Source organism: Natronoarchaeum sp. GCM10025321 (assembly GCF_042663585.1).
GTDB lineage: Archaea > Halobacteriota > Halobacteria > Halobacteriales > Natronoarchaeaceae > Natranaeroarchaeum.
In genome coordinates this window covers 1,928,357-1,951,592 of sequence record NZ_JBHTAN010000006.1, presented here as the reverse complement: position 1 = coordinate 1,951,592, position 23,236 = coordinate 1,928,357, and the positions used below count along the sequence as shown (strand labels likewise).

The window sequence follows — 23,236 nt, the reverse complement described above, 5'->3', positions numbered from 1 at the left end:
TTACCTGCCCGGTTAGCATCCGCCTTCGCACCAATGACTGAATCAAACACCCGCACGCGAACGCGCGACCGAGAACAGGAACAAGAACAGGAAAGCAACGACGAGGGGCTTGCCTGTCCAGAATGTAGCGGCCAGCTCATCAACGACGAGGAACACGGCGAGACCGTCTGTACTGACTGTGGACTCGTCGTCGAGGAGGACTCGGTCGACCGTGGCCCCGAGTGGCGCGCGTTCGACGCGCAGGAGAAAAACCAGAAGTCCCGCGTTGGTGCGCCGACGACGAACACGATGCACGACAAAGGGCTCTCGACGAACATCGACTGGCGCGACAAGGACGCGTACGGCAACTCCCTCGGGTCGCGGCAGCGCGAGAAGATGCAGCGGCTTCGCAAATGGAACGAGCGCTTCCGCACTCGTGACAGCAAAGAGCGCAACCTCAAGCAGGCACTCGGCGAAATCGACCGGATGGCCAGCGCGCTCGGCCTGCCCAGCAACGTCCGCGAGACGGCCAGCGTCATCTACCGCCGCGCCCTCAACGAGGACCTCCTCCCCGGCCGTTCCATCGAAGGCGTCTCGACGGCCTGTGTCTACGCCGCCGCCCGTCAGGCCGGCGTCCCCCGCAGTCTCGACGAGATTGCGGAAGTCAGCCGCGTCGAGAAAAACGAAGTCGCCCGGACCTACCGCTACGTGGTACGCGAACTCGGCCTCGAAGTCCAACCGGCGGACCCCGAGAGCTACGTGCCGCGGTTTGCCTCCGGCCTCGGTCTCTCCGACGAGTCCGAGCACCGCGCCCGCAAGCTTCTGCAGAACGCCAAAGAGAAAGGCGTCCACAGCGGCAAGTCGCCGGTCGGTCTCGCCGCCGCCGCAGTGTACGCCGCTGCACTGCTGACCAACGAGAAGACGACCCAGGCCGCAGTCAGCGAGGTCGCCGACATCTCCGAAGTCACGATCCGTAACCGCTACCACGAACTCCTCGAAGCCGAAGAGAGCCTCGGTCTCGCCTGATCTGTCATCGGTTTTACGTTCTCTCCCTCTCGAGCGACAGCGCCCGTATCAGGCTTGTCAACGTGTAACGCACCTTTTTTTGTTCCCCCTTCCGTGTCCGTAGACATGAACTTCGATTCGTTCGTGCTCGCGGCCTCGACCGCGAGCCTCGACGACGAACCAGTTGCCCGCGACCACGCCGATGCCGTCGAGTTCCGGATGGATCTCGCTGCCGATCCAGTGCCGGCGCTCCACGAATACGACGGCGAACTCCCGATTATCGCGACCAACCGCGCCGAGTGGGAGGGCGGCGAGGCACCCGAAAACGGACGTCTCGAAACGCTCGCGACGGCCGCAGAGCTACCAGCAGTCGAGGCAATCGACGTGGAACTGAACAGCCTGGAGACGGAGCAGGGCAAAGAGACCGCGGCCAGTGCCCGGGCCGAAGACGTGTCCGTCATCGCGTCGACCCACGACTTCGAGCGCACGCCCTCGGCGGCCGACCTCCGAAAACTCCTCCGACGGGCGACGAATCGCGGTGACGTCGGCAAGCTAGCCGTCACCGCACGGAGCACCCGAGACGTACTCGACCTCCTCGGGGCGACAGAGGCGTTCAGCGCACGGGGAGAGACCGTCGCGACGATGGCGATGGGTGAGCAGGGTCGACACTCCCGCGCTGTTGCGCCCGTCTACGGCTCTGCGATAGGCTACGCACCCGTCGACCCTGCGGACGCGACTGCGCCCGGACAGTACGATCTGTCAACACTCCGACGGCTCGTCGACGACCTCCGAGCAGAGGAGTAACCGCTGGCTCGCTGTCGACAGTCTAATGAGTCCACGGTAGCTAACCTGAGCAAAGGTCATGATCCGGAAACGTCCGCTGATCGCTGTCCTGCTTGCGTTTGTCTACCCCGGTCTGGGGCACGCGTACCTCCGTCGCTGGCTCCGCGCCCTCCTCTGGTTCGGTCTAGTCGTTTCCGCAGTCGTGTTCATTATTCCGAACGCTGCGTTCGAGTCCGCCGACACGGTGCTCGGTGGTGCCCAGGCCGTTGCTCAACAGCTCAGTTTCGGCGAGTCGCTTGCGCTCTCGTCCATCCTGTTTTTCAACGTCCTCGACGCCTACGTCCTCGCGGCGTACGTCGACCGGCCGACAGCCACTGAGGACGACGTCGCGGCGTCCTGTCCCTACTGTGGGAAGGAACTCGACGAGGACCTCACGTTCTGTCACTGGTGTACGACAGAACTCGAACAGCTAGACGAAACCGAGGGAACGAAGAACGCGGACCCGACCGGCGAGGCGGACGGCGCAGGGAACGTCTGACAGTCCCGACCGTTACTTTTCGATAATCTTTTCGTCGACGGCTTCCCCGAAGTGCCGAGCCGTATCTTCGTGGTAGAGCATGATCTCGTCACCGGCTTCCAGGTCGGTGACGGCCTTGCGGCCCTCGTTCGTCGCGACTTTCACCGTCTCGGCGTTCTGGATCAGCGTCTCGATCCGGTCGCCGTTGTCGAGCTCCGCTTCGAGGCGGAACATCGGGCGCTGTTCTATCTTCACGCGTCCGACGACTGCCTCGCGGGTGTTGCCGTCGGTGTCGACGACCTGTACCTCGTCGCCGCTTTTGAGTTCAGAGAGATATTTCGTGCCGCCGTCGGGCGTTCGGATGTAGGCGTGGACCGCACCAGCGTTGACGCGGAACGGCCGGGAAGCGACGTACGGCGACTCGGCCGTCTCGGCGTGGACGAAGACGAGACCACGTGACATCGACCCGATCAACATCCCCTCGTCGTGTTCGAGCAGTGAGCCGGTGTCGACGCAGACGCGGTCGGCGCTACCGGCGCGTTCGATGGTCCGCACTTCAGCCTGAGTGAGATCGAGCGTCTCGCGTTCGGCCTCGTCGCGGACCTCGACCGTCGAGCGGATCTCGTCGGGATTGTCGCTGTCGAGCAGGACGGCATCCGCACCGATCTCCAGGGTCTCGTAGGCCGTCTGTGCCTCCTCGGCGCTGGTGACGCCGGCGATCAACGTCGTCTCGTCGCCGATCCGCGCGATGAGGTTCTCCAGCGGAATGATCGACCAGTTCTCGCTGACGATCATCGTGTAGTCGGCCTCGTCGGCGGCGGCCTCGGCGAACGCTTCGTAGTCCTCGTCGAAGATACGAACGTACGCGCCGTCAGCGCGGTTGTCCTCGCGCCGGAGCGTCGAGAGGTCGGCCGAGCCGGAGAAGTCGCTCGGAAGGTCTACTGTCCCGTCGCCCTCGCCGTCTTTGCCGACGATGTAGGCATCGGCATCGGCGGCTTCCTGTTCGGACTCAGCGTCGTCGATGACGTCGACGTCGCCGCCGGTGCGAAAGGCCGCCACGTTGACGTCGCCGAGCTCTCGTACCTTCGCGACGTCGTCCTCGTCGACGAGTATCCAGTCGACGCCGGACTCCAGGCCCGCCGTGATCCGCTTGCGCCGCTGATCCCAGTCGCCGACGGAGTCGTCGGCCTTCAGCCAGACTTCGCGTGTCATGTCCCAACGCTCGCAGCGGTCCGGCTTGAACGTGGCGGAAGCGGGCAGGGCCCCCGCCGCCACGGTCGAACTCGTTGCTGGAGGGACCACGTGGACCCGGCGGATAGTGTCCGCAGGAGAGAGCGCGGCGGCGAGGACAAAACGTCAGGCTTCGACAGCGAGGTCAGCCCGGTCGAGCGCTTCTTCGGTCGAGCAGTCGTCGTGGATGACCGCGCTGACCGCGGTCGTGATCGCTTCCGGATCGTCGTGCTGGAAGATCGACCGACCCATCGAGACGCCGTCCGCGCCGGCGTCCATCGCGCCGCGGACCATCTCGACGGTCCCGCGGTCGGTGCCGGGGCTTCCGCCGGCGATGACGACCGGCAGGCTGGTCGAACTCGTCACGTGGGCGAAACTCGCTGCGTCGCCGCTGTAGGCGGTCTTGACGACGTCGGCACCGGCCTCCTCGGCGAGGCGGGCCGCATGGCCCAGATACTCGGCGTTGTGTTCCGGATCGTCGCCTTCGAGATGCTCGCCGCGGGCGTAGGCCATCGCCAGGACCGGGACGCCGAGACGGTCGGCCTCGTCGGTCACTTCCGCCAGATCGGCTAGCTGTTCGCGCTCGTACTTGCTGCCGACGTTGATGTGATAGGAGACGGCGTCGGCACCGACGCGGACCGCTTCCTCGACCGTCCCGGTGCGGCGCTTGTCGTTCGAGTCCGGGCCGATAGCCGTCGAGGCGTTCAGATGGATGATGTAGCCCGCACCGTTTTTGTGCTCGTGGACCCGTGGAGCGAGCCCTTTCTGCGTGAGGACGGCGTCCGCGCCGCCGCTCGTGATCCCGTCGATCGTCGATTCGATATCTTTGAGTCCCGTTACTGCGCCCAGTGTGATCCCGTGATCCATCGGGACGATGAGGTATTTCCCTCCTGTCCCGATACGCTGGAGTCGTGCGATCGTTCCCGTATTCATAGTATGTGAGTCTGTGGCAACCGTAGGTTATGGTTGTTGCGATTCGTGGCAGTTATCGTTCCGGTTCGGCGGTCCGCTTCGTGGTCCCATCGAGCGCTCCCTGCTTGAGTTCGGCGGCTTTCGCTTCGAGGCGTTCGGCGACGTCCTCGCCCTCTGCGACCATGTCGACGAAGACGCTGCCGGCGACGACGCCGTCCGCGCCCGCTTCGACGATTTCGGTGGCGTGTTCGCCCTTGCTGACGCCGAAGCCGACTGCTCGTGGGACATCCCACTCGGAGAGTCGGGCAAGGCTCTCGTGTGTCGTGTCGCTGACGTCGGCCTGCGCGCCGGTCGTGCCGAGTCTGGCCTGTACGTAGACGAACCCCGAGACCTGCTCGCGCATCTTCCGCAGGCGCTCGTCGGTCGTCGTCGGCGCGACGATGAAGATCAGGTCGAGGCCGTGCTCGTCGCAGGCGTCCCGGAGCGGGTCGCTCTCGTCGACGGGCAGGTCGGGGATGATGAGTCCGGAGACGCCCGCTTCGGCGGCCCGCTCGACGAAGCGCTGGAGTCGGTCGTAATCGCTTTCGCCCGGACTGCTCTCCCCGTACTGGTAGAGCAGGTTGTAATACGTCATACAGACGACCGGCACGTCGATATCGAGCGACTCGACGATCTCGAAGTACCGTTCGGGGGTCGTGCCGGCCTTCAGTGCCCGCTGGATCGCGTTCTGGATCGTCGGACCGTCCGCAATCGGTTCCGAGAAGGGCATCCCCAGTTCGATCACGTCTGCCCCGCCCGCGGCGAGCGCTTCGACGTACTCGGCGGTCGCCTCCGGTGCAGGATCACCCGCAGTGATGTACGGGACGAGCGCCGGGTCGCCCGTGAAGGCGTCCTCTATTTCGTCACTCATAGAGGACCTCCATCGACGGTGCGGAATCGAGGTCGCGCTTCTCGGTCTCTTCGATCACCGCTTCGAGGTCCTTGTCGCCGCGGCCGGAGACGTTTACGACGATCAGGTCGCCGAGGTCGTGGCTCTGGCTGGCGTCCGGACCGAGCGTCTCTTCGAGGAATGCAAAGGCGTGTGCGGTCTCCAGCGCCGGAATCACGCCCTCTAGCTGGGAGAGGCGGTGGAACCCTTCCAGTGCGGCCGTGTCGTCGACGTTCACCGGAGTTACGCGCTCCTCGTCGACGAGATGTGAGAGTTCGGGGCCGACACCTGCGTAGTCGAGTCCCGAGGAGACGCTGTGGGACTCGACGATCTGACCGTCGGCGTCCTGCAGCAACTTGGTTCGCGCGCCGTGGAGCACACCCTCGCTTCCGGTCGATAGCGACGCCGAGTGTGGCGCAACGCCCTCTTCGTCGTCGACGACGAGTCCGTCACCGCCCGCCTCGACGGCGAACAGGGAAACGTCGCCGTCGCCGACTAGCTCGTGGAAAGTACCCATCGTGTTCGATCCGCCGCCCGCACAGGCGAGGACGCTGTCGGGCAGGCGACCCACCTTCTCCTGAATCTGTGCGCGGATCTCCCGGCCGATCACCGACTGGAAGTCACGCACCATCCGCGGGAACGGGTGCGGGCCGACGATAGAGCCGATGACGTAGTGGGTGTCCTCGACGTTGGTCGCCCAGTCCCGCATCGTCTCGTTGATTGCCTCTTTGAGCGTGCCCCGGCCGACCGTCACGGTGTTGAGTTCCGCACCGTTGAGCCGCATCCGGAAGACGTTGGGACGCTGGCGGTTGATGTCGCGTTTGCCCATATAGATCTCGCAGGGCATGTCCAGATACGCCGCCGCCATCGCAGTCGCGGTGCCGTGCTGGCCCGCACCGGTCTCGGCGACGATGCGTTCTTTCCCCATATACTTCGCGAGCAGCACCTGTCCCAGCGCGTTGTTGAGTTTGTGTGCGCCGCCGTGGAGCAGGTCCTCGCGTTTGAGGTAGACCTCCGCGTCGTAGCGGTCGCTCAACTGATCGGCGCGCTGGAGGGGCGTCGGTCGGCCGCCGAAGTCGGCCAGTCGCTCCCTGAACTCGTCCATGAAGCCGTCCTCGTTCTCCAGGACGTAGCGCTCGTAGGCGTCGTCTAGCTCTTCGATTGCCGGCATCAGCACTTCCGGCACGTACTGTCCGCCGTACTCTCCGAACTTCGTTGTACTCATGAGTTTCGTGTCTCCGTTGGTGTCGCGTCGTCGCTTGCCGAACCGTCCTGCGCGTTGCTATCCCCGTCTCCGGACTCGGTAGACGTGAGTGATTCGGTGTTCGACCGGACCGTCGCGGCCGGATCGTCGCCCTCGCCGTAGTTCATGATCGCGCTCCCGATCAGCAGGGCGTCTGCACCCGCCGCCCGCAGTCGGTGGACGTCCGCGCGGTTCGAGATGCCGCTTTCCGCGATCAGGGTTACGTCCTCGGTTACAGCCTCCGTCTCGGCGGCGACCCGCTCGAACGTGCCGAGATCCACGTCGAGTTTGGCCAGGTCGCGGTTGTTCACGCCGACGAACGTCGCCCCCGCCTCGACCGCTTCGCGGAGTTCCGCTTCGGTGTGGGCCTCGACGAGCACCTGAAACCCTCGCTCGCGCGCGGCGGCGAGCAGGCCGGGCAGGTCGTCGACAAAGCGGACGATCAACAGGATCACGTCCGCCTCGACGGCGTCGAGTTGGGGCTCTCGAACCACGAAATCTTTCCGCAGGACCGGCACGTCGACGGCCTCGCGGACGCGTTCGAGGTACGCCGGACTCCCGCCGAAGTGATCCGGTTCTGTCAGCACCGACAGTGCCGCCGCACCGCCCTCGACCATCGCCTGTGCCAGTTCGACCGGGTCGTCCCTGCGAGTCTCCCCAGTGGTCGGACTGGTCGGCTTCACCTCCGCGATGACCGGGGCCCGGCCGTCCGCCTCGGCGCTGGCGAGGGCGTCGGGAAGCGACCGCGGTTGGACGTCGACACGCTCGCCGTCGGGATCAGGGCGTGAGCGTGCCGCGTCGAGGATCGATCGAACCGCCGGTGCGACCGCATCATCAGCGTTCATTATCGTACATTAACGGACGGATATGTACATAAGGCTTGCGCACCGTCGGGGCGCGTCGGGAATCTTCAAGTCCCTGACGCCCGGATCCAAACACATGGCCACGGAGGATGCCGGCATCTACGCACGTGAGTTCGACGTTATCGATCGATACATCCAGATCGGCGTCGCGAGCAGCAAGGTGCTCCGGGTGACGTTTCCCGAAACGCCCGAGGAGGGGGCTCTCAGCGAGCATCCAGTGCTCGACCGTCTGGAGGCGTATCTGACCGCGAGAGAAGAGGACGGGTTCGACGACGTACAGGTAGCGCTGACGGTCCCGACCGATCAGCGGCGGGTACTGGAATCTGTCCGGGACGTCCCGTTCGGAAAATCGATCGACATGGATGCGCTCACGCGGATGACATCGGGCCTCTCCCACGAGGACGACGCCGACCTCGAAACGGTCCGCACCGCACTGCGGGAGAACCCCGCACCGATCTTCGTGCCCGACCATCGCATCGGCAACGCGCCGGGTGCGACGCCGCCGGACGTTGCCGAGCGGTTGCGATCGATCGAAGGACTGTAGCTACTCGCCCGAAGTTCTGGTTCCGTACATGTACAGGCCGACACCGCTCAGCACCGCAAGCGTCGCGAGCAGATCGAGCGCTACGTCGTCCATCAGCACCGCAAGGAACTGTGCCAGGCCCCCGGTGACGAAACTCGCGCCCGCGGCACGCACCGGATCGGTCCGACTCTCCGCGGCCCAGTACAGCACCGCGCCGATGGCGATTGCCAGAATCCCGAACAACACGTCGGCGGTTAGCTCAGCGACCGGATCCCCGGTAGCGGTGCCGTACAGTAGCATCATGACGTATCCGAAGATGCTACCGATCAGCGCCAGGTTCATCCACCGCGGGAGGTCCGCCAGTCCGCTCATACCGTGACTCAGACGCACACAGCACTTAGGCACTACTGTTTTCCGACAGGTCGACGCCGAGTCCCTCGTGGACGACGAACTCGGCGGCGTTGATGAGGTAGTGAGCGGTTACCACGACGAGCAGGCTTCCCGTGAGAACGAAGGCGGCCGCGAGAACAAAGCCCAGTGCCCCCGTGACGACGATTCCCCCCGGTCCCTGCAGTCCGTGGCCGAGGCCGAACGCGACCGAGGAGATGGCCGCCAGCAACCACGGCGAGAGGCCGAAGCCAGTCGAGAATGCGCCGATCAGCGCCGCCCGAAAGAGGAGTTCCTCGAAGGCCGCGACAGTCGGCAACACGAACAGGAAGAGCACGACCCACTCGCGAAGGGAGTCCGGTGCGAGTAGTTCCCGGAGCATCTCGTCGAACTCCACACCGACCCGTTCGAGGCCGAGGGCCGCGACGGCGTTGGCGACGTACAGCGCAAGCCCGATTCCGGTGCCGAGCGCGACCGCTTCGACGCCGATGCTTGCACTCGTTTGCTCGACGCCGAGCGCCGAGGCTGGCACGCCGGTCCACCACGCCGCCCCGACGAGGACGGCACCGAACACCCCCTGCGTGAGTGCGACGTTGGCGAACAGTTCGCGTTTCGAGAGGTCGTCGAGGTCGACCGACTCTCGCGGCCGGGGACCGGACTGCTCTGGCACGCCCTCGCCTCGGTCGTCGGGACCGGTATCAGGCCGGTCCTCGACACCGCCTACTGGCGGGGTCGTGGGCTCCTTCGCGGACTCCGAACCCGGGTCGGGGATCCGGTCGACGCCCTCCAGCGCGCGGCCGGCCTCACCGCTCTCGCCGCCACTCTCTCCCGCGAGAGACGCCGTCATCCGTGCGAAGACGAGGACGAGGACGAGAACGACCACGGTCACCACGGCGAAGACGAGCCACTGTGTCACGGGTAGAGAAAGGACGCCGAACCGACAAAAACGCACCGTCGCCCCGCTCTCGGGAGCAACATCGCTCCGCGATAGCTACCGCTCCGAGAATCGTGATGTCGACAAAAAAGGATCGACCGGCGTCTGAACGCCTTACTGCGGGCTCGGGTTCGAGTTGCCAGCGCCGACCTGTCGGTCGAGCGCGTTGCCCGTGATCGACTTGAGGCGGTCGACGAGGCTGTCCTTCTCGGTCTCGCCGATCAGCGCGATGTCGAGCACCTCGCTGATGTGGCTGACCGGGATGATCTCGACCATCTCGGCGTACTCGTCCTCGATCATCACGTCCTGCTCGTTGGCCTTGGGGATGATCACCGTCTCGATGCCGGACTTGGCGGCGGCCTCGATCTTGTGGGTGACACCGCCGACCGGTAGCACGTCACCGCGCACCGACAGCGATCCGGTCATCGCCAGATCCTGTCGGAGCGGCATGTCTTCGAGCGCGGAGATGACGGCCGTCGCGACCGTAATCGATGCGGAGTCGCCGTCGACTCCCTGCTGGCCTGCCTGCACGAACTGGATGTGGATGTCCTTCTCCGAGAGATCCACGTCCGAGAACTTCTTGATGATCGCGGAGACGTTCTGGACCGATTCCTCGGCCATCTCCTGTAGCTTCCCGGTGGCGATCACCTGGCCGCCACCCTGTGCGGGGGCGACCTCGGCCATGACGGGGAGCATGATACCGGAGTCCTCGCCCATGACCGCGAGTCCGTTGACGCGACCGACGACGTCGCCGTCCGCGACCGTTAGCTCGTAGTCCTTGCGGCGCTCGATGTAGTTGTCCGCGAGCTGCTGTTCGATCGAGCGCGAGCGGCGTTTCGCCTGCAGGACGTCCTCACGCTCGGTGAGTTCCTTGTCCTCGGCACGGGCGATGTCGCCCGCGACACGGACGAGGCCGCCGAGACTCCGGAAGTGAAGCGTCAGATGGCCTTTCCGGCCGGAGCGGCGCTTCGCTTCGAGCATCACTTCGCGCGCTGCTTCCGGCGTGAAGTGGGGCAGGCGGCCGTCGTTTTCGACCTCCTGGGCGATGAAGCGCACGTACTTCCGTCGCATCTCGGGGGTGTCCTCGATGGTATCGTCCATGAACACCTCGTAGCCGTACCCCTTGATACGCGAGCGCAGGGCCGGATGCATGTTCTCCAGCGCGTCGCGGTTCCCGGCCGCGATCATGATGAAGTCACAGGGAACGGGTTCGGTCTGGACCATCGCGCCCGAGGAGCGCTCGGACTGACCGGTGATCGAGAACTCGCCTTCCTGGATCGCCGTCATCAGTTTCTGCTGACTGCGGACGTCGAGCGTGTTGATCTCGTCGACGAACAGCACGCCCTTGTTGGCTTTGTGGATCGCACCGGGTTCGACGCGGTCGTGGCTCGGCGTCTCCATTCCACCGGACTGGAACGGGTCGTGCCGAACGTCACCGAGCAGTGCACCGGCGTGGGCGCCGGTCGCGTCCTCGAACGGCGCGGTCGTCTGATCGGTAGCGTTGACGATCATGTTCGGGATGACTGCATCGCTGCCACGCTGTGTGTAGCGGAACAGGATGTACACCGCGATAGCGGCGATAATCCCGAGCAGGATCGACGCGTTCGAGATGATCGTGTATCCGAGGATGATCACCACGATGATCAGCATCAGGAAGGTCCGGAGCTGGTTTCGCTTCCGGGCTTCTTCCTTGTGGGCGTCGATGATCTGGTCTCCCTTGCCGGCGGGTACCGTCCGGACTTTCGGTTCGTTACCGTCGTCGGGGTTGTGATAGACCAGGACGTCCTGAAGATCCTCTTTCGGCAGGAGGTGGCTCATCGCCTTCGCTAGCATCGACTTACCGGTCCCCGGCGAGCCGATCATCATCACGTGGCGGCGCTGTTTGGCCGCCTTCTTGACGATGTCTCGGGCCTCGTCCTGCCCGATCACCTGATCGACCATCTGCTCGGGGATCGACATGTCGTCGGTCGACTCGATGTCGAGTCCGCCGAGCAGGTCGTCGTCGTCGAAGTCGTCGCGGACGTCGGCTTCGACCTCGCTACCGAGTTCGTCGTCGAGGCCGTAGTCGTCGTCTATATCCGAGCGGTCGATGCGTTCCTCGGACGAGTCGCTGAAGTCCGAATCCGGATCGATTACCTCGTTCGGTTCGACTCCCTCGTCGTCTTCGGAACTCTCCTCGGACGTGTCACTCGCGCCGTCGTCCGGCGCTGAGGGCTGTTCCTCTCCTGGCGACCGCTCGTCAGAACTGCCTGACGAACCGGCGTCGTCGGTCGAGTCAGCCCGAGCATCGTGCTCTGATGCCGGGGACTCCACAGGCGGATCGTTTCCCCCATCTCCGCGGGGGTCTTCGTCGGTATCCCTATCGTTACTCATAGAATCGTTCTGTTACCTGTTTTCAAGGCTGCTCCACTGATATACTTTCTCCCTCCCCATCTCTCACTGAGATCACAAAACCGCAGCACAGCGACGACCCGAACTGGTTACTAGAACGTTACCACCCAGTCGTACTAGCCGCGTGACACACCCTGTTCGCTCAAAAGGCCACGTTTAACCCGGATTGCGGTCAACGGCCGGTATGGACCGCGGATGCTACATCGGTCGGTTTCAACCCTTCCACAACGGCCATCTGAACATGGTCGAGCAGATCGTCGACGACGACGACATCGACGAACTCGTCCTCGGGATCGGGAGTGCTGATGCCTCTCACGCCAAACACGACCCGTTCACCGCCGGGGAGCGTATCATGATGATCACGAAGTCGCTCGTCGATCTGGATCTGGTTACCTACGCCGTCCCCATCGAGGACCTGGAGCGCAACTCCGTCTGGGTGAGCCACGTGCAGAGCATGAGCCCCGAGTTCGACGTGGCATACTCGAACAACCCCCTCGTCATCCAGTTGTTCGGGGAGGCCGGCGTCGAGGTCCGCCAGTCCCCGATGTTCAACCGCGAGGTGCTAGAGGGATCTGAGGTCCGCGAACGGATGATCAAAGGCAAGAACTGGCAACCGCTCGTCCCCGATCCGGTCGTCGAGGTCATCGACGAAATCGGCGGTATCGAGCGGATTCAGCGGGTCAGCAAGACCGACGGCGTGTAGATGATTACGCTCAGTTCCGACTTCGGTTCGCCGTATCCGGCAGCGATGAAGGGCGTTCTCCTCCAGCACTCGGAGGCTCGTCTCGTCGACGTGAGCCACGAGTTCCCGCGCCAGGACGTCCGCGCCGCCGCGTTCTGGCTACGGGAGATCCTGCCGTATTTTCCGCCAGCCGTCCACCTCGTCGTCGTCGATCCGGGCGTCGGTACCGACCGCGCCGCGGTCGCTATCCAGGCCGGCGAGCATGTGCTGGTCGGCCCGGACAACGGTGTCTTGCTTCCTGCGGCCCGCTCCCTTGCTCCCGACGACGAAGCGTTCACCGTCTACGAGATCAGCGACGAGGACGCCGAAAGCTCGACGTTTCACGGCCGCGACGTCTTCGCTCCGGCGGCCGGTATCGTTCACGAGCAGTGGCGCGACGAGGACGCCCTCGCCGCCCTTGCCGATCTCACGCGGACCGACGAACACGTCGAACTGCGGCTTCCAGAGCCGACGATCCGTGACGATGCCGTCGTCGGCGAGGTGCTGGTCGTCGACGGCTTCGGCAACGTCATTACGAATCTTCCCGGCTACACCGTCGAGGGCTGCGAGGAAGTCGATGTAAACGGCCAGAGGGTCCCCGTCGGCGAGACCTTTGCCTCCGTCCCGACAGGCCAGTGGCTCGTGACGGTCGGTAGCCACGGCAACGTCGAACTCGACGTCAATCAGGGGCGTGGCGACGAGGCGTTCGGCCTCGAGGCCGGTGACGACGTCCGAATCGAACTCTGACTCCCGGACCGACGCGTTCGCCTCAGACAGCGGCGTCACTCGCCAGCGCGTAGACGAGATAGCCGAAGACGAGCAGTACGAGCGCGACCGACGCCCAGACGAGCAGGGCGAAAGCGAGGCCGCCTAGCGCGCTCATTGTTCTTCCTCCCGACCGCCATCAGTCATCGGATCGTCGAGCGACCGGACCGCCGCGCCGAGCGTCGCGTGCTCGAACTCCGCGTCGACCAGTCGGTCGGCCACGACTGTCACCAGCGCCGAGATGACTGTCGCCCCGACGAACGCGACCAGGAACGAGGGGGCCGGAAGCACGTCGGCGAGACCGGGAACCGCCGCCAGAACGCCACGAAGCGGCGGGAAGTATGACACGCCGACAACGAGGCCGGCAAGGGCCGCAACGACTGCGGAGCCCTGAGTCAGGCGCGTCGAGTAGAGTCCGTAGAGGAACGGAACGACGGTAGCGGCCGCGAGCAGGTCCGCCGTGAGAAACAGTTCGAGCACGCTGTAGCCCTGCGCGCCGATCAGGATGGCACCGAGCGCGACGACGACTGTCAGCGCCCGTCCCGAGAGCGAGAGAGTTCGACCGCTCGGATCGTCGAGCAGTCGCGCCAGATCAGCGGTGACGATGCTCGCGATGGCGTTGAACATCGTATCGGCCGAACTCATCACCAGCAGGACGGCGAGGACGACCACGACGAGCAGGACCCACTCGGGGAACGCCGCCCCGGCGACGAGAAAGAAGGCGATGCTGGCGTTGCCGCCCTCGATCAGCCCCATCCCGGCCGCGGCGACGCCGAACAGTCCGGCGAGCAGCACCATCGGCACCACCGCAACGGCGGCGACCCCGAACGAGCGCTGGAGCGTTGCGGTGTCCTTGCTCGCGTAGACGCGCTGCCACATGCCCTGGTTCAGCAGGTTCGCGCCGATGATGGCGAAGACCACGTAGATGCCGAACTCGACGCCAGCGAGGTAGCCCGGGTTCAGGAGGTCGGGGTTGCTCGCGACCGTCGTGGCGTGGACCTCGCCGGTCCCGCCCAGCGCGAACAGCGCGCCGCCGAAGCCGACGGCCAGCAGGGGCAAGATCACCAGCGTCTGGATGGTGTCGGTGAAGATGCTAGCGACTAGGCCGCCGTAGGCAGTGTAGACGAGGACGAACCCGCCGATGAGCGCCGCGGTCTGCCACTGCGGGACGCCCGCAACCAACGAGAGCGCGAGCGCGATACCGGTCATCTCCGCGGCCAGGAAGATGAACATGTAAAACACCGAGATGACCAGCACGTAGCCGTACATCCACGGCCCGTAGCGCGCGAGAACGTACTCGGTGAGCGTGTGGCCCGCCGGCATCAGTTCGCGGATGCGCGCACCGATCGGAATGAACAGCAACAGCGGGATCGCGCTCCCGATAGCGTAGCCCAGGATCGCCGGAATCCCGCCGAAGGCGGCTCCGGCCTCCGCCGGGCTAAAGAGGATCCATGCGCCCATCACCGACGCGATCAGCGTCGCCGTAGTCGCCCCAGTGCCGGCGCTGTCCCGCGCGGAGACGAACTGTTCCAGCGAGTCGACCCGTCCCCGCGAGTACCAGAGGCCCAGCAGGGTGAACGTTGCGAGCGTGAGCGTCGTGACACCGAGCGCGAGCGTCGTCGAGACCATCAGAGCTCCCACTCCTCCTGCGTGTAGGCCATCTCCCAGAAGTGGTGTTCGAGTCGCGCGCTCGTGCGGAATGCGTCCCGCATCGCGTCGTGCTCGCCGGGATAGCGCTCGCCACAGTGGTCAACGAACTCGCGCATCCAGTCGACCGCCTCGTAGAACTCCTCGCTGGTGTACTTCTCGATGAATGGGGTGTAGCGGTGCTCCTCGTCGGCGAGGTCAGCCATGTGCTCGGCGATGTCGAGATAGCCCTGCCCGCAGGGGTAGATCGCCGCCGCAATCTCGGCGAGCGAGCCCTCGTGTGCGGTCCGGATGAGGAAGTTGGTGTAGGCGACGCAGGTCGGCGCTTTCGTCGTCGATTCGAGGTCGTCGACGGAGAGGCCGTAATCGGCGGCGAACTCCCGGTGGAGATCCATCTCGTAGTCCAGGACGGTGTGAGAGACACCCATCAGATGCCGCATCGTCTCCTCGTCGCGCGCTTTCGTCCCCGCGATGGCGAACGTGCGCGCGTAATCGAGTAGGTAGCGATAGTCCTGTCGCACCCACGTGGCGAAAGAGTCGGGATCGAGCGTTCCGTCGGCCAGTTCCGTCACGAAGGGATGGTTTTTCTGTGCCGCCCAGATCTCCTGGCCCTCGTCGAGCAGTTCGTCGCTAAATGCCATTACGTGAGAGAACGCGGCTCTCGCCAGTTATAATTTACTAATATCACCCAGTTATCCCTCTAACTGCCCTCGTCCCCCACCATTACGTCATCGCCGGATCAACGGGGCGTATGGACATCCGCCGAGTTCAGGACGACGAGGTAGAGCAGTTCGTCGACGACCTCTGGCACCCGTTCTCCCGCGAGATGGCGGATCTCGATCCGTACAACGCGCTGGCCGACGGGATCCGAGAGGCCGAGGTGGCGTTTCGCCGGGAGCAGTTCAATGACGACGATATCGCGACGTTCGTCGCCGACGACGACGGCACCTTCGCTGGCTACACCGCCGTCGAGTACGAGGACTCGGCGTCGGTGTTCGCACGCGGCCCCAAAGCCAATATCAACGACGTCTACGTCGTTCCCGAGTACCGGGGAAACGGCCTGGCGGATGGCCTGATGGAGCGGGCCGAACGCTGGGCGGCCGACCGCGGTTGCGAGTACGTCTCGCTCTCGGTGAACGTCGACAACGAGACCGCTCGCCGCGTGTACGAGTCCCGCGGCTACGCGACTCGACGCCTCAAGATGGACAAACGGATCGATTGACCGGTCGGCGGTAGTGGCGTACTGTCGGCTCTGCGAGCAACGCTACTACAATACGCTTCCTCGAACGGGGTGTGGTGGGACCGAATTGTTCATCCGGCTACTCGCCGCCGAACGCGGGTTTGGGATGAACCCTCACCCGATCACCCTGCAGCTACTCGCCGCCGACCACAGTCTCGCGATGAAACGCTCGCCCGCTTACTCGGCGGCGATCACGTCGTCGATCCGAGCGATCATCGTCGCGGCCTCGGTGGCGCTCTCGATGGCCTCGTGTTTGACCGCGGCAGGGTCGACGACGCCGTGTTCGACGGGGTCGCCCACCTCACGGAACTGACCGTCGACGATCAGGCCGGCGCGGCCGTTATCGTCGTGGTCGCCGCGGAGTTCGACGAGCGAGTCGATGGCGTCGAGGCCGGCGTTCTCCGCCAGCGTGCGCGGGACGGTGTCGATTGCGTCGGCGAAGGCTTCGACGGCTAGCTGTTTGCGGCCGGAGATGCCCGCCGCTTCCGAGCGAATGTGGGCCGCGATGGCGATTTCGGTTGCTCCGGCACCGGGGACGATGCTGCCGGTTTCGGCCGCCGAGGAGACGACGTCGACGGCGTCGCGCAGCGTGCGTTCGAGTTCGTCGACGACGTGCTCGGTGCCGCCGCGGACGAGTACAGTGACGGATTCCGCTGCTGCACCGCCCTCGATGAATACGAGTTCGTCGTCGGCGAAGGCCTCGGTACGGATCGAGTCGGCGTGGCCGAACTCCTCGCTCTCGAAGTCTTCGAGCGCGCCAACACGTCGTGCGCCGGTCGCACTCGCGATGCCGCGGATGTCGCTATCCGAGAGGCTATCGAACGCGAGGACTCCCTCGTTGGCGAGCAGTGAGGCCACGCGGTCGTCGATCTCCTCGCTGTTGAACAGGACATCGACGCCGGAGTCGACGATGCTCTGTGCCGTCTCCTTCAGTTCGGACTCCTCGGCGTCCATCGCGGCGTTCAGTTGATCGATGTTCTCGATGCTGTACTCGGCGTCGACATCGCCCGCCTGGACGCCGAGTTCGACGTCGAGCAGGCCGATATCGGCGTTCTCGACGGCGTCGGGCATCGTCTCGTGGACCGCTTCTTCGTCCAGCGCGATCCCCTGGATAAGTTCGGTCTCGCTGGAGGAGCCACCGACCTGCGTCTGCAGGGTGATGTTATCGCGCTCGACGCCCTCGTCGCTGCTAATGTGGCTTACGGCTCCGACGACCGTCTGGGCGAGCGATTCCGCCGTGACGCCGCCGGTTCCCTTGCCGGTCATGCTCGATTCGGCGACGTTTATCAGAAGTTCGTCGTCGACGTCGACGTCGAGTGTCATCTCGTCGACGGCGTCGTGAGCGAGTTCGGCGGCCTCGTGATAGCCCTCGACGACCGTCGTCGCGTGGACGTCGTCCTCGAAGAGGTTCTCGGCCTGAGCAAGTAGCTGACCGGCGATGATCGCCGCTGTCGTCGTACCGTCACCGATCTCGTCTTCCTGTGTCTGGGCGACGTCGACGATCATATCGGCGGCCGGATGCTCGATATCCATCTCGTCGAGAATCGTCGCGCCGTCGTTCGTGATGACGACGTCGCCGGCGTCCGACACCAGCATCTTGTCCATCCCGCGGGGGCCAAGCGTCGTGCGTACGGCCTCGCTAATGGCCTTTCCGGCGGTGATGTTCGACTGCTGAGCGTCCTCCCCCGAGGTTCGCTCGGAGTCTTCGCTCAAAATAAACATCGGCTGTCCACCCATGCGTCGCTGACGATTTGCGTTTGCCATGGTAATCTACGCTTGATATGTACCTTGCAGTTCGATATAAATGTTACTGAACCGGAACGGGGCAGGCCTGCTCTCTCGGCCGACTCCTCCGGTCGCAGTCGTCCCCTTCGAACCGTCAGTTAGAACTGGCACGCTCAGAAAGGCGGGGGTATGCTGGAGCTGGAACACCGCTTCCGGGTCGTCGATGTTCACGTCCGACTGGCCCCCGACCCCGGGGCGAGTACGGGGAGGTCGATTACGCCCGATACCCTGGCACGCGAGATGCATCAGGCCGGTGTCGTCCGGTCAGTCGTCTTCCCCGATCAGCGGTCGAAGACCGATTATCTCCGATCGAACAACGCGGTGGCACGTCTGAGTGTCGACCGGCCGTTCGTTGCGTTCGCCCGGATCAACGGCACGCGCGAACCGGGCGATAGCGCGACCTCACAGCTCCGAAACCTCACGTCCTCGCGCGAGGAGTACCACACCGCTCCCGAGGATATCGAACAGTACGCCTACGACGACCGGTTCCACGGCTTCAAACTCGATCCGGTCCGGGACGGAATTCCGGACGACGAAGTCCTCACGGCACTCGACGAGGTCGGACTGCCGGTGCTCGTTCGCGGCACCGAAGCGACCCCGCCGGAGACGATTGCCGAGGAACTCCTCGGCTACTCGTTCCCGGTGATCCTCGCCCACTTCGGCGGCCACCCGCTGAACCGTGACGCGATGAGCCGCGCAATCGACCTTCTCGATGAGTACGACGAGTACTATCTGGACACTAGCTACGTCCGCTACCGGGATCAACTGGAACGCGCTCTGCTGGAGTATCCCGGCCGTATTCTCTTCGGGAGCGGCGGCCCGGAGACGCATCCGAACGTCGCCGTAATGGAGATTCTAACGCTCGATGTCTCGGAGGACAAACTGCATCGCGTCTTCGATACGAACCCGTCGCGAGTGATCGATGCGCTCGCACCGGAGAACGGCTGAGGGCCCGATTAGCGCCGGTCGTAGCGCCGGACTGCACGGTCGTGCCGGGTCGAGACCCCGTTCGGGTTCCGCCGAGACGACGGGTCGGCACGTCTTGCCCGAAGCCCGGTGTAGCCGCCACTGAGGAGCCCACCGATCACGTCCTGGCCGCTCCGGAGCCAGACGGTCGGCTGGAGGTCTCCCCGGGTGACGTCGCCCGCGGCATCGATCGAGTCCCGAAAGGCGCGCCAGAGCGTCTTGACCGCGGTCAGCGGTCTAATGCCGTAGTTCTTGCCGAGCCGATAGGCCCGTGAGCGGTAGCTGGAGCCGATCGCTCGTTCAATCTGGCCGCCGTCGGCCTCGAACTCCCCCCGGACGCACATCTCGCCGTTCCAGGTGATCGAGTAGTTCATCCCGGCAAGCCGGTGTGAGGCGTCGCGTTCGCCGTCTTCGTTCAGGAACTCGTCGAACCCGTCGAGCGCCCGGAGCGTTTCGGCGTCGAACGCGACGTTATCACCGTTGAAGAACGTCACCGTCCGTCCAGCCACCGTCGTAGTGGTCTCCTCTTCGGTCGTCACTCCGGCACGAAGACTCCGATGTGTCGGGCCAGTGACGACGTCAGCCCCCGATTCGAGTGAGGTCATGACGGCACGGTACCAGGAGGGCTCGACCGCCAGTTCGGTACTGACGAACGCCACGGCGTCGCCGGTAGCCGTCGAGATTCCAGCGTTCCTGGCGACGTTCCCGTTCCGTTCGGAGATTTCGACCAGCACGTCGACGTCGTCGCGGGCCCGAACCATCCCGGTCGTTCCGTCGGATGAGGGACCGTTGACGACGATCAGTTCGATATCGTCAGCGTGTGCTGCCAGCGAGTCGAGGCAGCCGCGCAGCTCCTCCCGGTTATTAAGGGTCGGGATCACTACCGAGAGGTCCATACCATCGGGTTCCTGTGCCAGAGCTATAAATATCCCGAAAGAAAATGTCGGTCGTCAAACAGTGGCGTGCCAGTACGATACCGATGCGAGCGGCTCGCCGACCGGCGTCTTCCCAAGCGTCGTGTCGACTCGCCGGAACGCGCTGGCCAGTCCGTTCGGAATCGACCGGTAGAAGCCGTACGGAAGCAGGAAATCGTGCGAGTCGCCGACCATCTCCAGGCCTGCGCCCTTGACGAGCGACTTGACTTCCGAGCGGGAGTACAGGCGCGACCCCATCGGGAGCGCCCAGTTGTAGATGCTCCTGGTGCTACTGCTCTTGAACGTATCGAACATTACGTCGCCGCTCGATACGCGTCGAATCTCCGCGAGGTACTCGGCAGGAGTGTTAGCGAGATGGAAAAATCGCATCGCGATGACGGCGTCGAACTCGTCATCCTCGAACGGAAGCCGTCCGGCGTCCCCACGCATGAACTCGACGGTATCTCTGACACCGGCGGCGTTTGCCTTGGAGCGGGCCTCGTTAAGCATCTCGGCCGAGATATCGAGGCCGACGATATCGGCCCCGAGTTCGGCTAGCATCGCGGTGAACCGACCAGTACCACAGGCTATCTCGAGGACTTTCTTGTCCTCGACAGGCCCGATGGCGTCGAGCACTGCTTCTTTCTCTCGGCGGTCGATGAGTCGACCGCCCTGGGAGAACCGCTTATCGTCGTATTCTTGGGCGACGTCGGTCGCCTGGTACCACTCCTGCCCTTTCACGCTTACGCTGATTATCTGGCCCGGGAATAAAACGATACTGGAAACGGATTGGGAAAGGCGGTCGCCGCTGGTCGAATTGTGTGCGACGGTGCGCAACTATTGCCGGATGTTGCGGAAAATAGGTATGGCATATATACACTTTATATTCTTGTATTTATTTTGACACACATATAGACAACTTTTACCATCAACGACGACCGCTCCTCCAGTATGAGCACGATCACGGGTGAACGTTCGGACAGTATCGAAGAACCACTCTCGGATACGGAATACCGCGACCGCCTGCGCGAACTCCCACCAAGTGCGAAACTGATCGCCAAGGTACTCGAAACGGAGTCGCCTCTCTCGCAGGGCCAACTCGCCGAAGAATCGCTCCTGCCCGACCGCACAGTTCGCTACGCGCTGAACCGCCTCGAAGAGGTCGATCTGGTCGGGTCCCGTTACAGTTTCCGCGACGCCCGCAAACAGGTATACTACCTTCACAACTAGGCCCTTCTCGGTGAGCGTTCGTCCGACTGCGTTTCCCCGAGTAGTCTCCCACAACAGTTAGCACTCTCGACGGATAGTCACGAACGAACCGGTATACAGGTGACTCATCCACCTTTCGACGCCGACCAGAACCGACCCGGAGGCGATACACCACGTGTACGAGCAGAGGGCCCTCCCTTCGAGTTCGCCGACGTCGTCGTTTCACAGGGAGGCCGACAGTGATTTCATCCGCTCGCACGAAGCATCGTCGATGACAGCGGTTCGACGCGTTCCGATCGAAGCGTCCCCGCGAGTCCCGACTGGGTCGACCAACGCCTATGTCGTTGGCCACGACGGCGGCGTCCTGGTCGACCCGGCCGACCGTACGGCAGCGCTCGACGAGGTCGTCGAAGAGCGCGAACCCTCCCGACTGCTCGTCACGCATACGCACCCGGATCACGTCGGCGGCGTCGCTGAGTACGCCGCCGAGTACGATCTGACGGTTCTCGCACGGGCCGGCTACGAGACGCGTTTCGAGCGGGCGACCGGGATACCCCCGGACCGGACGATCCGCGACGGCGCTCACGTCGACGCGGGGGAGTACGGACTCCGCGTGACTGCCACGCCGGGCCATGCACCGGATCACGTCGCACTCGCCGTCCGCGGCGCTCCGGAAGACGTCCTCCTGACCGGGGACCTCGCCGTCGCCGACGGGAGCGTCTTCGTCGGCGGCCCGGACGGGGACATGCGCGGCTATCTCAGCGCTCTCCGTCGACTGCTGGCACGCGATCCGGATCGGCTGTTCCCGAGTCATGGCCCCGTCATCGACGATCCAGCCGAGACGCTCGCGCGGCTTATCGCACACCGGATCGACCGCGAGCGCCGCATCGAGCGGGCAGTCCGGGCGGGCGCGAGTACCCCCGACGGAATCGTCGACGAAGCCTACGAGAAATCGCTCGACGGCGTCCGTGATCTGGCGCGCAAGACGGTGATCGCCCATCTCGAAAAGCTCGCCGTGGAAGGCCGTGTCAACTGGGCCGATGGGGTCGCCCGGCCTCGCTGAGGGATCCGATTGCTCGATTCCGCCGGGCGTGCCCGTCGAGTAGAACGCTTCCTCACCTCACAGAGAGCGAGGGGCTTTTGCCCGCTCGGCCGCTCGCTCGGGTATGGATAGCCTCGAAACCGAACTGGAGCGCGCGAGGGCGCTAGACGTCGGCGAACTGGCCGACGCCATCGAGACGATCGGTTTCGAGTGTACGCGCTGTGGTGCCTGCTGCAAAGCCGACGACGAGGACCCACACACTGCGACGGTGTTTCCGGACGAGGTTCGAGAGCTACAGGACGAGGAGTACGACTGGCGGGACGTCGCCCGGCCGATGCCCTACGGCATCGAAGAGGGCGAGGACGGGCCCGAGGGCGAAACCTTCGAGTGGGCCCTGGAAACCGACTCGTGTGGGAACTGTACGTTTTACGAGGAGTCCGCGGACGGTACGGGAGCGTGTACGGTCCACGACGACCGGCCCCTGATCTGCCAGACGTATCCGTTCAGCGTGGCGCTCGGGGGCACCAGCCAGCCGATGGGTGAGGCCGTCGACGAGGCCGGGATGGTCCGGGCACACGAGTGTGAGGGGTTGGGCCGGGAGATTAGCCGAGAAGACGCCGAAGAACTCGCGGCGGCGTTACAGGAGCGAGCGATCAGAGAACTGCAAGAAGCGATCGGAGTGCGTGACAACTACGCGCCGGTCGAGGCCGACGGCGTTGTCGTCCACGACTCCGAAGGAGCGAAGGATCGGGCTGGCGACAAGATCGACTAGAAGTCTTCTTCGACGATTTCGCCGACTGCAAAGTTCGATTTGACTTCCGTGATCTCTACTTTGACGCGCTCGCCGACCTCGGCGTCCGGGACGATGATGACGTAGCCCCGCTCGACGCGGGCGATTCCGTCGCCCTGCTTGCCGATGTCCTCGATCTCGACGTAGCGCGTCTCGTTGATCTCGACCGGCGGTTGTGGCTCCGGTGGCGCTCCGGACTCCTTCGACTCGCTCTCCTCGTCCGTCTCGGTCTCGCGTGCAATGAGCGCAACACGGTAGGTGTCGCCGGCATCGATCTCACCGGTCTCCACTTCCCGCCGCGGGATCTCGACGACGTAGTTGTCCTCCTCGGCTCGTACCTCAGCACTGAACAGACACAGCAGTTTATCAGATATCTCCAAGTTCAAATACCTCCATGCAGACCCTGGCAGCCATTCGTAATAGTAGTGTCGGCGAAAATATGTGCTGAAACCGCTCAACAAA

25 protein-coding genes are annotated in these 23,236 nt (G+C 64.4%); 11 read left to right on the top strand and 14 right to left on the bottom strand.

Annotation, left to right across the window (positions count from 1 at the left end):
• The first annotated feature begins 33 nt into the window (after positions 1-33).
• The 3 genes from ACFQL3_RS12820 to ACFQL3_RS12810 all read left to right on the top strand — a co-directional run bounded on the left by ACFQL3_RS12820 (position 34) and on the right by ACFQL3_RS12810 (position 2,305).
• On the top strand, positions 34-1,005 hold the full coding sequence (locus tag ACFQL3_RS12820) for a transcription initiation factor IIB (RefSeq protein ID WP_377054887.1): 972 nt from the start codon (positions 34-36) through the stop codon (positions 1,003-1,005).
• A 105-nt stretch (positions 1,006-1,110) separates the two neighbouring features.
• Positions 1,111-1,788 (top strand): type I 3-dehydroquinate dehydratase, encoded by a 678-nt coding sequence (locus tag ACFQL3_RS12815; protein ID WP_377054885.1) that lies wholly within the window; start codon positions 1,111-1,113, stop codon positions 1,786-1,788.
• A 58-nt stretch (positions 1,789-1,846) separates the two neighbouring features.
• Entirely contained in the window at positions 1,847-2,305 is a 459-nt protein-coding gene (locus ACFQL3_RS12810; protein ID WP_377054883.1) for a DUF6677 family protein, read from the top strand.
• A 12-nt stretch (positions 2,306-2,317) separates the two neighbouring features.
• On the opposite strand, the gene ACFQL3_RS12805 is transcribed toward ACFQL3_RS12810, so the two are convergent.
• The 5 genes from ACFQL3_RS12805 to trpC form a co-directional block, all read right to left on the bottom strand.
• Positions 2,318-3,496 carry a 3-dehydroquinate synthase II gene (locus ACFQL3_RS12805; RefSeq protein WP_377054881.1) on the bottom strand — a complete coding sequence of 393 codons (1,179 nt, stop codon included), beginning with the start codon at positions 3,494-3,496 and terminating at the stop codon, positions 2,318-2,320.
• A 144-nt stretch (positions 3,497-3,640) separates the two neighbouring features.
• Positions 3,641-4,447 (bottom strand): 2-amino-3,7-dideoxy-D-threo-hept-6-ulosonate synthase, encoded by an 807-nt coding sequence (locus ACFQL3_RS12800; protein ID WP_377054879.1) that lies wholly within the window; start codon positions 4,445-4,447, stop codon positions 3,641-3,643.
• A 52-nt stretch (positions 4,448-4,499) separates the two neighbouring features.
• The gene (gene trpA, locus ACFQL3_RS12795; RefSeq protein ID WP_377054877.1) at positions 4,500-5,336 is read right to left on the bottom strand and encodes a tryptophan synthase subunit alpha; all 837 of its coding nucleotides are present in this window, start codon (positions 5,334-5,336) and stop codon (positions 4,500-4,502) included.
• Positions 5,329-6,579, bottom strand: coding sequence for a tryptophan synthase subunit beta (gene trpB / locus ACFQL3_RS12790; protein ID WP_377054875.1), 1,251 nt, complete (start codon positions 6,577-6,579; stop codon positions 5,329-5,331). The genes trpA and trpB overlap by 8 nt, the downstream gene beginning before the upstream one ends.
• Positions 6,576-7,442 carry an indole-3-glycerol phosphate synthase gene (gene trpC, locus ACFQL3_RS12785; protein ID WP_377054873.1) on the bottom strand — a complete coding sequence of 289 codons (867 nt, stop codon included), beginning with the start codon at positions 7,440-7,442 and terminating at the stop codon, positions 6,576-6,578. The genes trpB and trpC overlap by 4 nt, the downstream gene beginning before the upstream one ends.
• Before the next feature lie 94 nt (positions 7,443-7,536).
• On the opposite strand from trpC, the gene ACFQL3_RS12780 reads away from it, so the two are divergent.
• Positions 7,537-8,004, top strand: coding sequence for a methylated-DNA--[protein]-cysteine S-methyltransferase (locus tag ACFQL3_RS12780; RefSeq protein ID WP_377054871.1), 468 nt, complete (start codon positions 7,537-7,539; stop codon positions 8,002-8,004).
• Here ACFQL3_RS12780 and ACFQL3_RS12775 read toward each other — a convergent pair whose 3' ends face one another.
• The 3 genes from ACFQL3_RS12775 to lonB all read right to left on the bottom strand — a co-directional run bounded on the left by ACFQL3_RS12775 (position 8,005) and on the right by lonB (position 11,677).
• The gene (locus ACFQL3_RS12775) at positions 8,005-8,355 is read right to left on the bottom strand and encodes a hypothetical protein (RefSeq protein WP_377054869.1); all 351 of its coding nucleotides are present in this window, start codon (positions 8,353-8,355) and stop codon (positions 8,005-8,007) included.
• A 25-nt stretch (positions 8,356-8,380) separates the two neighbouring features.
• A complete protein-coding gene (locus ACFQL3_RS12770; RefSeq protein WP_377054867.1) occupies positions 8,381-9,286 on the bottom strand; it encodes a CPBP family intramembrane glutamic endopeptidase in 906 nt (301 codons plus the stop codon).
• A gap of 132 nt (positions 9,287-9,418) precedes the next feature.
• Entirely contained in the window at positions 9,419-11,677 is a 2,259-nt protein-coding gene (lonB, locus tag ACFQL3_RS12765; protein WP_377054865.1) for an ATP-dependent protease LonB, read from the bottom strand.
• Positions 11,678-11,879: 202 nt separating this feature from the next.
• Between lonB and ACFQL3_RS12760 the strand changes: the two genes are divergently transcribed.
• Together ACFQL3_RS12760 and ACFQL3_RS12755 are read left to right on the top strand one after the other, a co-directional pair.
• The gene (locus tag ACFQL3_RS12760; protein ID WP_377054863.1) at positions 11,880-12,398 is read left to right on the top strand and encodes a nicotinamide-nucleotide adenylyltransferase; all 519 of its coding nucleotides are present in this window, start codon (positions 11,880-11,882) and stop codon (positions 12,396-12,398) included.
• A complete protein-coding gene (locus tag ACFQL3_RS12755) occupies positions 12,399-13,163 on the top strand; it encodes an SAM hydrolase/SAM-dependent halogenase family protein (protein ID WP_377054861.1) in 765 nt (254 codons plus the stop codon).
• Between the two features lie 132 nt (positions 13,164-13,295).
• On the opposite strand, the gene ACFQL3_RS12750 is transcribed toward ACFQL3_RS12755, so the two are convergent.
• Together ACFQL3_RS12750 and tenA are read right to left on the bottom strand one after the other, a co-directional pair.
• Positions 13,296-14,810, bottom strand: coding sequence for a sodium:solute symporter family transporter (locus ACFQL3_RS12750; protein WP_377054859.1), 1,515 nt, complete (start codon positions 14,808-14,810; stop codon positions 13,296-13,298).
• Complete coding sequence (tenA, locus tag ACFQL3_RS12745) at positions 14,810-15,469, bottom strand: thiaminase II (RefSeq protein ID WP_377054857.1); 660 nt, start codon at positions 15,467-15,469, stop codon at positions 14,810-14,812. The genes ACFQL3_RS12750 and tenA overlap by 1 nt, the downstream gene beginning before the upstream one ends.
• 110 nt (positions 15,470-15,579) lie before the next feature.
• Here tenA and ACFQL3_RS12740 point away from each other — a divergent pair, with 110 nt between their 5' ends.
• Positions 15,580-16,050 carry a GNAT family N-acetyltransferase gene (locus ACFQL3_RS12740; protein ID WP_377054855.1) on the top strand — a complete coding sequence of 157 codons (471 nt, stop codon included), beginning with the start codon at positions 15,580-15,582 and terminating at the stop codon, positions 16,048-16,050.
• A gap of 195 nt (positions 16,051-16,245) precedes the next feature.
• Here ACFQL3_RS12740 and thsA read toward each other — a convergent pair whose 3' ends face one another.
• Positions 16,246-17,790: a thermosome subunit alpha gene (thsA, locus tag ACFQL3_RS12735; protein WP_377054853.1), complete on the bottom strand. Its 1,545-nt coding sequence runs from the start codon at positions 17,788-17,790 to the stop codon at positions 16,246-16,248.
• Positions 17,791-17,982: 192 nt separating this feature from the next.
• On the opposite strand from thsA, the gene ACFQL3_RS12730 reads away from it, so the two are divergent.
• Positions 17,983-18,801 carry an amidohydrolase family protein gene (locus ACFQL3_RS12730; RefSeq protein ID WP_377054851.1) on the top strand — a complete coding sequence of 273 codons (819 nt, stop codon included), beginning with the start codon at positions 17,983-17,985 and terminating at the stop codon, positions 18,799-18,801.
• A gap of 8 nt (positions 18,802-18,809) precedes the next feature.
• On the opposite strand, the gene ACFQL3_RS12725 is transcribed toward ACFQL3_RS12730, so the two are convergent.
• A complete protein-coding gene (locus tag ACFQL3_RS12725; RefSeq protein WP_377054849.1) occupies positions 18,810-19,715 on the bottom strand; it encodes a glycosyltransferase family 2 protein in 906 nt (301 codons plus the stop codon).
• Between the two features lie 54 nt (positions 19,716-19,769).
• Positions 19,770-20,474 (bottom strand): class I SAM-dependent methyltransferase, encoded by a 705-nt coding sequence (locus ACFQL3_RS12720; protein ID WP_377054847.1) that lies wholly within the window; start codon positions 20,472-20,474, stop codon positions 19,770-19,772.
• 210 nt (positions 20,475-20,684) lie between these two features.
• Between ACFQL3_RS12720 and ACFQL3_RS12715 the strand changes: the two genes are divergently transcribed.
• The 3 genes from ACFQL3_RS12715 to ACFQL3_RS12705 all read left to right on the top strand — a co-directional run bounded on the left by ACFQL3_RS12715 (position 20,685) and on the right by ACFQL3_RS12705 (position 22,756).
• Entirely contained in the window at positions 20,685-20,963 is a 279-nt protein-coding gene (locus ACFQL3_RS12715; RefSeq protein WP_377054845.1) for a MarR family transcriptional regulator, read from the top strand.
• A gap of 250 nt (positions 20,964-21,213) precedes the next feature.
• Complete coding sequence (locus tag ACFQL3_RS12710; RefSeq protein WP_377054843.1) at positions 21,214-22,005, top strand: MBL fold metallo-hydrolase; 792 nt, start codon at positions 21,214-21,216, stop codon at positions 22,003-22,005.
• A 103-nt stretch (positions 22,006-22,108) separates the two neighbouring features.
• Complete coding sequence (locus ACFQL3_RS12705; protein ID WP_377054841.1) at positions 22,109-22,756, top strand: YkgJ family cysteine cluster protein; 648 nt, start codon at positions 22,109-22,111, stop codon at positions 22,754-22,756.
• Here the strand turns inward: ACFQL3_RS12705 and ACFQL3_RS12700 are convergent.
• A complete protein-coding gene (locus tag ACFQL3_RS12700) occupies positions 22,753-23,154 on the bottom strand; it encodes a TRAM domain-containing protein (RefSeq protein ID WP_377054839.1) in 402 nt (133 codons plus the stop codon). The genes ACFQL3_RS12705 and ACFQL3_RS12700 overlap by 4 nt on opposite strands.
• Positions 23,155-23,236 lie beyond the last annotated feature (82 nt).

Excerpts from the sequence above, each read along its gene's own strand:
- ACFQL3_RS12780 (WP_377054871.1), top strand. The coding sequence starts at position 7,537 with ATGGCCACGGAGGATGCCGGCATCTACGCACGTGAGTTCGACGTTATC.
- tenA (WP_377054857.1), bottom strand. The coding sequence starts at position 15,469 with ATGGCATTTAGCGACGAACTGCTCGACGAGGGCCAGGAGATCTGGGCG.
- ACFQL3_RS12820 (WP_377054887.1), top strand. The coding sequence starts at position 34 with ATGACTGAATCAAACACCCGCACGCGAACGCGCGACCGAGAACAGGAA.
- ACFQL3_RS12725 (WP_377054849.1), bottom strand. The coding sequence starts at position 19,715 with ATGGACCTCTCGGTAGTGATCCCGACCCTTAATAACCGGGAGGAGCTG.
- ACFQL3_RS12815 (WP_377054885.1), top strand. The coding sequence starts at position 1,111 with ATGAACTTCGATTCGTTCGTGCTCGCGGCCTCGACCGCGAGCCTCGAC.
- trpB (WP_377054875.1), bottom strand. The coding sequence starts at position 6,579 with ATGAGTACAACGAAGTTCGGAGAGTACGGCGGACAGTACGTGCCGGAA.
- ACFQL3_RS12755 (WP_377054861.1), top strand. The coding sequence starts at position 12,399 with ATGATTACGCTCAGTTCCGACTTCGGTTCGCCGTATCCGGCAGCGATG.
- ACFQL3_RS12710 (WP_377054843.1), top strand. The coding sequence starts at position 21,214 with ATGACAGCGGTTCGACGCGTTCCGATCGAAGCGTCCCCGCGAGTCCCG.
- ACFQL3_RS12810 (WP_377054883.1), top strand. The coding sequence starts at position 1,847 with ATGATCCGGAAACGTCCGCTGATCGCTGTCCTGCTTGCGTTTGTCTAC.
- trpC (WP_377054873.1), bottom strand. The coding sequence starts at position 7,442 with ATGAACGCTGATGATGCGGTCGCACCGGCGGTTCGATCGATCCTCGAC.
- ACFQL3_RS12730 (WP_377054851.1), top strand. The coding sequence starts at position 17,983 with ATGCTGGAGCTGGAACACCGCTTCCGGGTCGTCGATGTTCACGTCCGA.
- ACFQL3_RS12805 (WP_377054881.1), bottom strand. The coding sequence starts at position 3,496 with ATGACACGCGAAGTCTGGCTGAAGGCCGACGACTCCGTCGGCGACTGG.
- ACFQL3_RS12715 (WP_377054845.1), top strand. The coding sequence starts at position 20,685 with ATGAGCACGATCACGGGTGAACGTTCGGACAGTATCGAAGAACCACTC.
- ACFQL3_RS12705 (WP_377054841.1), top strand. The coding sequence starts at position 22,109 with ATGGATAGCCTCGAAACCGAACTGGAGCGCGCGAGGGCGCTAGACGTC.
- trpA (WP_377054877.1), bottom strand. The coding sequence starts at position 5,336 with ATGAGTGACGAAATAGAGGACGCCTTCACGGGCGACCCGGCGCTCGTC.
- ACFQL3_RS12750 (WP_377054859.1), bottom strand. The coding sequence starts at position 14,810 with ATGGTCTCGACGACGCTCGCGCTCGGTGTCACGACGCTCACGCTCGCA.
- lonB (WP_377054865.1), bottom strand. The coding sequence starts at position 11,677 with ATGAGTAACGATAGGGATACCGACGAAGACCCCCGCGGAGATGGGGGA.
- thsA (WP_377054853.1), bottom strand. The coding sequence starts at position 17,790 with ATGTTTATTTTGAGCGAAGACTCCGAGCGAACCTCGGGGGAGGACGCT.
- ACFQL3_RS12775 (WP_377054869.1), bottom strand. The coding sequence starts at position 8,355 with ATGAGCGGACTGGCGGACCTCCCGCGGTGGATGAACCTGGCGCTGATC.
- ACFQL3_RS12740 (WP_377054855.1), top strand. The coding sequence starts at position 15,580 with ATGGACATCCGCCGAGTTCAGGACGACGAGGTAGAGCAGTTCGTCGAC.
- ACFQL3_RS12800 (WP_377054879.1), bottom strand. The coding sequence starts at position 4,447 with ATGAATACGGGAACGATCGCACGACTCCAGCGTATCGGGACAGGAGGG.
- ACFQL3_RS12760 (WP_377054863.1), top strand. The coding sequence starts at position 11,880 with ATGGACCGCGGATGCTACATCGGTCGGTTTCAACCCTTCCACAACGGC.